This is a genomic window from Candidatus Syntrophosphaera thermopropionivorans (assembly GCF_004353895.1).
GTDB classification, from domain to species: Bacteria; Cloacimonadota; Cloacimonadia; order Cloacimonadales; family Cloacimonadaceae; genus Syntrophosphaera; species Syntrophosphaera thermopropionivorans.
The window spans coordinates 1-1,813 of sequence record NZ_SMOG01000050.1 but is presented as its reverse complement, the minus strand read 5'-3'; the positions used below and the strand labels follow the sequence as shown (position 1 = coordinate 1,813).

Sequence of the window (1,813 nt, the reverse complement as noted above, 5' to 3'; positions counted from 1 at the left end):
CTGTATTTCTGATAAACGAGGCATTAGTCTATTCCTTGGATTTATTTTTCTTTAAGATATCGTCTTGAATGTTTTCTAAGGTATGACGTTTGAGCAGAACCAGACAATCATCAATCGTGGCTTTACCTTGCACTATATCTTCAGCTAAAGCATAGCAACTGGGAGAACCACAGGCACAGCAATTTAAACCAGGTAGTGTGGTCAGAATTTCATTTAATTGTTTCATTTTGACTATTGCCGTTTTGATATCCTTATCCAGTTCCATTATAGGACGAGGAGAAAGAGGTGCCACAGCAAATTCTCCTGCTTTATAGAGCAGCTCCAATTCACTTAAATCTGTCGGTGTATCTTTTCCTTCTTTAATCATTTTCTTGATTCTGCTCATTGCTACAAAAGGATTTTCCACATTAAAAAATCCACCTACACAACCATTGGTGCAACTGCGAAGCACGATATAGTCATACTGGTCTAAATAATGGTCTTCAACCCGAGAAAGTATCTCAATCACATTGTCTATACCATTAACTGAGAGAGCGCGGATATCTTCGCAATCAACCAGGTCAGCTTGAACACCTGAAAGAGCCCAAGTTAGACCTTTGGGATAGGTGACAATATCAGGGGTAGGTTGATTCTGGAGTCTTTTAATATGTTCGTGCACTTTACCATAAATCATACTTATGGCAAAAGCACCATCCTGCAAATGCTTATACGCACCTTCAGGTTGGTGGACAGCGGTAACATGAGCAGGACAGGGAACTATGAGAAAGATGCCAATCTCATCTTCTTTTAATCCTTTCTCTTTTTGTATCTTATCTCTCAGATAGCGAGTTAAGATACTCATTGGAGCTTCAATTTGGAAGATATTGGGTAGTAAGGAGGGAAATTTTAACTGGATTAATCTTACTACCGTGGGACAATTACTGGAAAGGATTGGTCTTTTATCTCTATGTTTACGGACATAATCCCGTATCATCTGAATCATAAAATCAGTCACCATTGCCTCTTCTTCCACCTGATCAAAGCCAAGTTCATAAATAGCTTGTTTGGCAACCTCATAGGATATATCTTCTGAAAATTGACCGAAGTAGGAAGTGGATACTATGGCTACTTTATATTTAAATTTATTTATTAATTCCAAAGGGTCACTTTGTGGGATAATAGCGTGAAACTTGCAGGCAACAATACAGTTACCACAATCTACACATCTCGCAGGATCTATATGAGCTTTACGATTGCGCACCCGGATAGCTTCCGTGGCACAAACTCTAACGCAGGATGTGCAACCCGTGCAATTATCCTCTATGATGTGAACTGCATGAAAGTATTCTTTATTGTCCATTATCGTTAAAGAAAATTAAAAATTCCAGCATAGTGCTATCCCCTGCTTCTGAGACAATATGGAGAGCATCAACATTTTTCTGAATATTGGGCAAACCTAACCCAGCACCGAAACCAAGTTCTCTAACCATCTCATCAGCAGTGGAAAAGCCCGGCATCATAGCCTGTTCAATGTCTGCAATACCAGGTCCATTATCCATAAAAATCATATGGATTCTATCTTGATAAATATGACTGAGCATAGCACCACCAAGCGAATGAGCTGCCACATTAATCTCAGCTTCATAGGAAGCCACAGCAATACGTCTTAGAATGGCAGGGTCAATTCCGAGGCGTTTTAACACATTTTTAACTTCTGCAGAGCCCTTTCCTGCTTCATTAAAATCTTTTTCTCTAATCAAGGATTCCAGACTTACTTCGGGTTCTTGCTGATTTTCAAAATGCTTTTGCACAGCTTTTTCATATCCAGGGCGGA

At 39.5% G+C, this 1,813-nt stretch carries 2 protein-coding genes; both read right to left on the bottom strand.

Features of this window, described 5'->3' with window-relative positions:
* Positions 1-28: 28 nt before the first annotated feature.
* Complete coding sequence (locus E0946_RS07135) at positions 29-1,339, bottom strand: [Fe-Fe] hydrogenase large subunit C-terminal domain-containing protein (protein ID WP_133201773.1); 1,311 nt, start codon at positions 1,337-1,339, stop codon at positions 29-31.
* On the bottom strand, positions 1,329-1,813 hold a 485-nt coding region (locus tag E0946_RS07130), incomplete at its 5' end, for an ATP-binding protein (RefSeq protein ID WP_320410569.1). The genes E0946_RS07135 and E0946_RS07130, both read right to left, overlap by 11 nt.

Bases quoted from the DNA above. Each gene is read 5' to 3' on its own strand.
- E0946_RS07135 (WP_133201773.1), bottom strand. From the start codon at position 1,339: ATGGACAATAAAGAATACTTTCATGCAGTTCACATCATAGAGGATAAT.